This window comes from Bacteroidota bacterium, assembly GCA_030017895.1.
Classification (GTDB): Bacteria; Bacteroidota; Ignavibacteria; order UBA10030; family BY39; genus JASEGV01.
On record JASEGV010000105.1, the window covers coordinates 1 to 8,754 of the forward strand.

Sequence of the window (8,754 nt, forward strand, 5' to 3'; positions counted from 1 at the left end):
ACTTGCATGCTCAAGGAGATATAAAATGACCCACTCGAGTACGCGAAGACCCTAATATAATAGATGAACCGCTGGAAATCCCCTGGTCGGTAAAGTTTTGACTCTGAACCATAGTGATGTTCATAAGTAAGAAGAAAATGAATATGTAAATTATTTTAAGCATTATTTATTATGACAGTTCAAACATATAGCCATTCTGCCCCCTGCAACTTTCATCATTGCTTTATTATCGGAACCGTGCGGGTTATGACAACTGACGCAGGAAATTTCATTTTTGCCATTTTCAGAAGTAGTTCTGAACCTGCTCGGATGGTTATTGACAGGATGGTTTAAACCATATTTATCGTGGCAGGAGATGCAAGTGTTGTAAACTTTATCTTTTAATAATTTCTTCGTATTAGAACTGTGTGGAGAATGGCAAGTTAAACAATCGTTTCCAACCGCGTGCGGATATTTAGCTTTTTCGTTTAAATCGGTAATTTCGGAATGGCAGTCGGCACAAACTCCAGGTACCCCTTTTTCAACAACAACAGCTTTGCTTTCTTTCGACCATGCGTGGCAGGTTGTACATTCTTTCATTTCAACGGGTCCGTGAACTTTAGAGCTTTGTGCGAATTCTTTGTGGCAGCTATTGCAATCGGCAGTAATGTTTTGGCCACCGTCACCGCTCGGCAAGCCATCGTGGCAACTTGTGCAATTCTGTTCATACTCCGAATTGTGAAATTTGTCAGCACGATCTGCAACCGGTTTGGATTCTGCTAATTGTGTAGTGCGAAAAAGTATTGCTTTAGATTTGTTCCCGACAGATGTGAAATAAATTTTGTTATCACCCGGAATCAATTGAGTCTGTAATTTATATAACGAATAATTTTCTTTTACAGGGTCATCGTAGTCGGTAGTTAGCGTGATATCTTTCCATCCTTTTACATTTAACACCAATTCGGATGCTCTGGAAACCTGAACCAAGCGGAGTAATTCTGTAAAAGCCGGTTTTCGCCAAAACCCCCTGACGGTCATTGTATCGATATACTTGTATCTTAAAGTTTCAGGTAGAGTTGAACCGCCCTGCAGAATAAATGAATATGCCAATTCTTCGATAGTTGTGTTAGGCGGAAATATTTGAATAAACTCTTTGGGAAATTTTTCTTTTTCAGAAGGACTTGCAATCGGGATAACTTTTTCAAATTGCCATTGTGAGGAAATTACTAATTCATTCCCGATATTTTTTGGGACGGACAACAACAACAATTTTGCAACATCATAAGAATTTGGTTGTTCGGCGAAAGGCACAATAGAAATATCTGGTTTAGATACAAAGGCCTGTAAACTAACCAACAGGATAATGCAAACTAAAATATTTACTATAGAACGTATGTACATTTTTAACAATTACTAATTTTTTTTACAACTGGGTTAAATTACTCAACTTGTTGGGTTATATCACCCACGGGTTGTGTGTTAATGTTCTTATTTTCGATAAGATCTTTAATGAAAAATGTAAGACATCGAAGATCGAAAGGTTTTTCAAAAAAAGAATCAATTGCTGATATTTCATTAACCCGATTACTTTCGGCGCTAATCATTACAACCGGGATACCGGGGAAAAGGGTTTTTGCTACCTTAGCTACCTTAAAACCGTCAATATTGGGGAGTTTCATATCGGTTATGATTAAATCGAATGAGTGAGTGTAGAAGAGTTCGATCGCATTTTCACCGCTATGAACAGTTTTAATTTCGTAACCGAATTTTGTCAGTACATTTTGGAGAGACCAGCAAATCAATTTTTCGTCTTCGACGATGAGAATTCTCTTTTTGGAATTGTTCGTATGCATAATAATGTCTATACATAGCCCAACTATTATGCCAGAATTAATATATCAGTTTCAGGGGGAAACCAATAGCCAATTGTCAATTGACCATTTATCCAATGATTCAATAATTCAATTTTTTTCTAAATGGTGTTTTTTAATTCTGTAACGGATTGTATCGCGTGTAATTTGTAGTAACTTAGCGGCTTGTGTTTGATTGTAGTTTGTTTTCTCAAGAGCTTGGATGAGGGCTTTCTTTTCGAGTTCGTTTAGAGATAGCGGTTCTTCATTATTATGAAAAGATGGGCTAAAATTTTTTTGCTGGTGAAGAAGGTGTGAAAATTCGAGATGCTGAGGTTGTATGTAATCGGCATCATTTAATAGAATTGTACGTTCCATTACATTTTTTAATTCCCGTACATTGCCATGCCATTGATAGTTAAGAAACAGTTGTTTTGTCTCATCAACGAAACCAGTGAAAAATTTGTTGAATTTTAAATTAAATTCCTGTAAAAAGTTTTCAGCAAGTAACAGGACATCCTGGTTTCTATCTCTGAGAGGTGGCAGGTTGATGTTTGCAACGCTTAATCGGTAAAACAAATCTGTTCTGAATGTTCCCTCAGCAATTTTTTCCTGTAATGCTCTGTTGGTTGCGGCAATAATTCTAACATCGACATTTATATCTGTTGTACCGCCTACACGTTGAAATGTTTTTTGTTCAAGCACACGCAGAAGTTTAATTTGTAGTTTCGGAGGTATATCGCCAATCTCATCAAGAAAAACCGTACCACTGTCGGCAATTTCAAAAATTCCTTTTTTCTGATTTCTTGCATCTGTAAAGGCTCCCTTTTCATATCCGAATAATTCACTTTCTATTAATGTCTCCGTCAATGCCGCACAATTTACAGTCATCAAGGGTTTATCTTTCCGTTCGCTTAAGAAATGAACAGCCCTTGCGACTAATTCTTTTCCAGTGCCGCTTTCTCCAGTAATTAAAACAGTCGTTCCGTTGCTTGCAGCTATCTTCGTTATTTTTTCATAAACCTGAAGCATTGGCGGCGATGAACCGATTAGTCCGCTGAAACCGTTTTTTTTCTGTTGTGTTTTTAAGAGGTGAGCAAGCTGCCGTTTCAGACGTGTAGATTCGAGTGATTTCTCAATTACGATTTTAAGTTCTTCAAAGTTGATTGGCTTGGTTACATAGTCGTGAGCACCCAACTTCATCGCCTGAACAGCAATATCCGATTTATCGACGGCTGTCAGCATGATTACCGGCGTGCCGTTTTTACTCTCTTTTATTTTTTGTAACAAGTCGATACCTGTTCCATCAGGAAGATTTTGATCGAGGATAATTAAATCGGGGTCGCAATCCTTTAGAACTGATATCGCAACGCTGCAATTTTCAGCTTCAAACACATCGAAACCCGATTTTGTGAGGTCTTTTTCCAAACTCCACCGGATTAGCTTTTCGTCGTCAATAATTAAAATTGTTTCGCCACGCATTCTCTTCAACTCTTCATAATTGGAATAGTTATAGTAACTGTTGTTCCTACGCCTTGTTCGCTCTCAAAAATTATTTCTCCTTGATGTTGATCAACGATTCGTTTTGTAATCGTTAATCCCAATCCTGTCCCTTTATGCTTCGTGGTATAAAAAGGTTTGAATACCATATCGAGTTGTTTTGCATCGATTCCTTTACCACTATCGGAAATAATTATTTGAACGGAAGAATTATGATTGAAAGTCCGTATCGATATTTTTCCGTTTGTATCGATTGCCTGGAGGGCATTTATCAAAACGTTCCAAAATATTTGTTGCATTTGTTTTTTATCTGCCGCCACTAAAAACAAATTGTCCGCAAGTTCGTTTTTGAAAGCGATGTTTTTATCTTTCAGTTGAGGACTCATTAACGAAATTGTTTTTTTCAACAATTCGTTTATCTGAACTTCTTCAAATACCGGTTGAGCCGGACGAGCGTAGCTTAGTAAATCATTCACAGCATGGTTTACCCGCTCAAGCTGAAATATCATTTCAGCATAAATTTCTTTCTTCTCATCATCGTTGGCTATGCTGTCTTCAAATATTTGCAAAGCGCCCAATACACCGGCAATCGGGTTTTTAATTTCGTGTGCTATGCTTGCTGCAATTTCGCCTGTTGAAGCTAAGCGGTCGGCGTGCTCAAGTTGAGTATCGTGAAGCTCGAATAATTTTGAATTTGCATCGTTTAACAAAGTTATCAGATGATTAAAACTTCTTGTTAGGTTCGCAATTTCGTCGCTGTTGTTTCCTGGTTCAAGCATCGTAGGAAAAATAACCTTATCGCCTGTTCCGAGACTCTCCATCTTTTGTTCTATTCTGGAGATGTGGTTTCGCAAACGGTTTACAGGTTTTATTACAAGGAAAGAAAGTGTAATAAATATTATCCCCGATAAACCAACGAATGTTAAAATGGTCATTACGATATTCGTTGTACGGTGCTGTTTGGATATTGCACCTAGTTCATCTAAGCCAATCTTGACTGCAAAAAAACCGAGTGTTGATTTTCCAACTCCGTGGCATCTGGAACATTCAGGTTTGTTGCTAATAGTTTCAACAATATATTCAAAGGTTTTATCGTTTTCTTTAACAAGGTGTTTTCTTTTATTCTCTTTGACCAATTTCTGAAGAAAAGCAGAATCGGCTTGTACTCCTGGATTTGATATTGATTTTAAATATATAGTACCGTCGGTTCTGAGAATATAGAGTTCGGGAATATAATGGGTCGAAACAGCGGCTTGCATTGCTTCGTGAATCTTGTCGCATCTATTTTCTAACATTAAAAATTCGAGTACACCTTTAAGTATATAAGCCACATGTTGGGCTTCCTCTTTAGCTTTATCTTCAAGTATACTCCGTCCAGTCAGATAAGCTGAAAATATAAATCCACCTCCGACGATTAAAGAAACGATAATCACTGAAGCGGCAATTTTTTTACCTAATGTCGGGAAAATTTTTTCAAGAACTTTTTTCATAAATGATTTATCGATACAAATATTAAGTACGTAACTTTGTTCATAACTTGTGCCAGATTCTAACTATTCAAAAACCCCTCAAACAAACTTATAAAAGGCAAAATTAGTTGCGTTTGGCAATTTTATGGTCTTAACAAACTCAAATTTGAAAACTACTTTTGCAAATTTATTAAAAGTAGGAGAGATTAGGTGAGATCAATGGAATAATAGCTTCGTTATCTCTATCGATTTTTCAATTCTTTTAACCGGGTCGGCGATATTCGGCAGCAATAAATTTAATTGGAATTGCGTTTTCGTTTCGCTGAAATGTGGCTTTAATTCCGGGTGAGCTCCCACATTACGGGTGAGTTTTTGAAATATAGAATCAGTATCTCCGTAAAAAATCTGATTTTCGTATCCGGGCAGGATAAGTATTAAATTTGATTTAGATATCTTAATACCATTGAGGAAAAAATTAGAGGCGGTTATTCGAAGCTCAATAAGTTTAAACAAATTTTCGACTTCAAGGGGATACTCGCCGAACCTATCCTGCAATTCCATTCTGATTTCATTAATCTTTGAAGCGTCAATTAATTTATAAAGCCGGCGGTAGATTTCTAATCGTTCGTAATCTCGCTCGATATAAAAATTGGGAATTAGTGCTTCGATATCGGTATCGATAGTAGCTTCAACTTTTGGTTTCGAAAGTTTTTCAATATCGAAAATTTCTTTGAACTCTTCCTGCTTAATTTCGTCAACTGCTTGTTCCAAAATTTTTTCGTAGGTTTCAAAACCCATATCGATTATATAGCCCGATTGTTCAGCTCCCAAAAGATTGCCGGCGCCACGGATTTCTAAATCACGCATCGCTAAGTTAAATCCCGAACCAAGCTCTGTGAATTCAACAATAGATTGTAATTTCCGAATGGATGTTCGGGGCATCGAGTTCAGCGGGGGGGTAATCAAATAAGCGTATGCCTGAACATTTGATCGTCCGACTCTGCCTCGCAACTGATATAGCTCAGCCATTCCAAACCTGTCGGCACGGTTAATTATAATTGTATTTACATTCGGAATATCCAAACCCGATTCGATTATTTTTGTAGCCACGAGGAGGTCAAATTTTTTTTCTAAAAAACCCATCATAATTTTTTCCAACGCATGTCCGCGCATCTGACCGTGCGCCGCAAAAATCTTCGCTTCAGGTACATGCTGTTTAATCAGCAGTGCAATTTCATCTATATTTTGAACTCTATCGTGGACAAAGTAAATTTGCCCGCCGCGGTGCATTTCTTTCAGAATTGCTTCTCTCACAATTTCCCAGTGGAATTTCCGTCCGTTAGTTGCGGGAACAATTTCTGTAATTATCGGTAAACGGTTACGTGGTGGAGTGTTGATGAGCGATAAATCGCGCGCACCCAGCAACGAAAAATGAAGCGTTCGCGGAATCGGTGTTGCGGTTAATGTAAGCGTATCAACAGTCGAACGAAGCATCCTCAATTTTTCTTTCGCCGACACTCCGAAACGATGTTCTTCGTCGATAATTAAAAGTCCCAAATCTTTAAAAGCTACATCTTTCGAAAGCAGGCGGTGCGTTCCTATGATTACATCGGTTTTTCCTGTATTGAGATTTTCGAGTGTCTGCTTTTGTTCTTTCTTCGACTTGAAACGCGAGAACGATTCTATTTTTACAGAATATCTATCAAGCCTGTCCCGAAATGTATTGTAATGCTGCTGTGCAAGTATTGTAGTGGGAACAAGAATTCCGACTTGCTTATTATCCATTACTGCTTTGAATGCGGCGCGCACCGCAACTTCGGTTTTACCAAACCCAACATCGCCGCAGATGAGGCGGTCCATCGGAGAACTCCTCTCCATATCTTGTTTTATATCTAATGTCGATGTGGCTTGGTCGGGTGTATCCTCGTACATAAACGAAGCTTCAAGTTCTTTCTGCCAATGCGAATCTGTTGAAAAAGCGAAGCCGGTTTCTTTTTTTCGCAGTGCGTAAAGTTTTATTAAATCGCGTGCAATATCTTTTATTTTTTTCTTTGCCCGCTGTTTTAATAATTCCCAATCTTTCGATCCTAATTTGTTTAAAGTTGGTAAATGTCCTTCTTGCGACGAGTATTTTTGGATTTTATTTACATAGTTCAAATTGAGATAGAGGGTATCGTCTTCGCGATATAAAATTCTGACTACTTCTTGTTCAATTCCACCGACACTCAATTTTTGCATTCCCTCGAATTTACCGATACCGTGATCGATGTGTGTTACATAGTCGCCCCGCTTGAGCTGTGTTAGTTCTCTAAAAGATATTCCTTTGAACTTCCTGCGACTTGTTGTGCTTCGATGTTTTATCCTCCCGAAAATTTCGTGTTCAGTAAGAATAGCAATTTTTGCGGGAGGATAAATAAAACCCGAATGAAATGGTTCAGTAATTATTTTATACTCTATATCGATTCCCGATTCGGGACGCCTGAATTCAGTGATTCGAAATTCGTCATTCGAAATTCTTGATTCATTATTCGCTCTCGTTAAAACTTCCTGTATAAGTTCTTCTAATCTTTCCGATTCCTCTTTCGTATCGCAGGTGATGTATGTTTGATAACCTGAAAAAGTTAATTCAGATAATTTATCAACTAACCGATTTACGCTTTTATTAAATGCAGGTTGAGATGAAGAAAAGAAGTCGATAGGTTTAGTATTGTGCTTTATTAATTCAAGATTTTTTATCGTTGAGAATTTTGAAATTTTTTCTGAGATGTAATTCCAGTCGAAAATGTTAGTAACTCCTTCGCGGTGCAGTTCTTCCACTTCACTTTCAATCAAGTCGGATTGGTGTAAAATTACGAATGTGTTTTCAGGCAGATAATCGAATACCGAACATTGTAACTCAACATCTTCGTGATGGATATCCGGGACTATGCTCGCTCGTTCGAGTTGGCGGATTGAACGCTGCGATATTGCGTCAAACTCGCGTATCGATTCGATCGTGTTACCCCAGAATTCTAAGCGAACTGGATTTGACCCGATGAAAGGGAAAATATCTAAAATACCCCCTCGAACAGCAAAATCGCCATACGACTCTACAAAATCTTTTCGCTGGAATTGAAACTCGTAGAGTTGATCAATCAGTTTTTGAAAATCATAATCTTGATTTGAAACGAGTTCGATAATATTTTTTTTGAATTTATCGGGCGCTGATAATTTGCTGACGAGTGAATACGGCGAGGCGACAACAACGCATGATTTCCCTGCGGAAAGAGAGCGAAGCGTTTCAATTTGTGAAACGGGTGCACTTAAATCGAGAAGTTCCACATCTTTAGGTGGTCGCTCGCCGAAGAGGCAAACGTTTCCGGCGCCGAGGATGAGTGAACAGTCGTCGTAAATTTTTTCGGTAGTATCTTTATCGGGAGTAACAAGCAGCACGTGTCGGCTTTTCTCAAAAACCATAGCCGCAAGAAAAGCCGCTAAAGACCCGTAAAGATTATGGACAGTAATATCGTGCTGTTGATTCACGAAGGTCGCTTCTAAATTTTGAAACGGCTTGGAGTTATATATATCGGATCTTATTTTATCTATCATATAGCAAACATCACAATTCTCTATGCTCTAAGCTCTTCGCTCAAGGCTCTTATTAAAACACACCTATCCCTAACCGTCAGTAAAAAACAGACTTAGACAGTTAAGGTTATTAGAAATTAAGAAAGAGTTTGCGATAATGCAAGATTTTTGACTTAATAGTTTTTTACATTATATTCAATTCAAAATCTATAACCATAAAATATAGAGTAAGGATTTTTATGAGTTCTAAAAAGAAAATAGTATTAGGGATATTTTTATCATTATTCATTTTTATTCTATCAGTTTACATCTTTACCCAATTTGCAAAGGAGCCGGATAGTACATTCGACAAAGAAGAGCCGAATATTAATTCGGATATTGTTTTTGAT

At 37.8% G+C, this 8,754-nt stretch carries 5 protein-coding genes; all 5 read right to left on the bottom strand.

Going from position 1 to position 8,754, the window contains the following annotated elements; all coding sequences use genetic code 11:
* Window positions 1–162: 162 nt before the first annotated feature.
* Window positions 163–1,380 (bottom strand): cytochrome c3 family protein, encoded by a 1,218-nt coding sequence (locus QME58_13425; protein MDI6804815.1) that lies wholly within the window; start codon window positions 1,378–1,380, stop codon window positions 163–165.
* Between the two features lie 38 nt (window positions 1,381–1,418).
* Window positions 1,419–1,832, bottom strand: a complete 414-nt coding sequence (locus QME58_13430) for a response regulator (GenBank protein MDI6804816.1) — start codon at window positions 1,830–1,832, stop codon at window positions 1,419–1,421.
* Between the two features lie 108 nt (window positions 1,833–1,940).
* On the bottom strand, window positions 1,941–3,311 hold the full coding sequence (locus tag QME58_13435) for a sigma-54 dependent transcriptional regulator (GenBank protein MDI6804817.1): 1,371 nt from the start codon (window positions 3,309–3,311) through the stop codon (window positions 1,941–1,943).
* 5 nt (window positions 3,312–3,316) lie between these two features.
* Window positions 3,317–4,819: an ATP-binding protein gene (locus QME58_13440; protein ID MDI6804818.1), complete on the bottom strand. Its 1,503-nt coding sequence runs from the start codon at window positions 4,817–4,819 to the stop codon at window positions 3,317–3,319.
* Window positions 4,820–5,014: 195 nt separating this feature from the next.
* Entirely contained in the window at window positions 5,015–8,386 is a 3,372-nt protein-coding gene (mfd, locus tag QME58_13445; protein MDI6804819.1) for a transcription-repair coupling factor, read from the bottom strand.
* Between the last annotated feature and the right edge of the window lie 368 nt (window positions 8,387–8,754).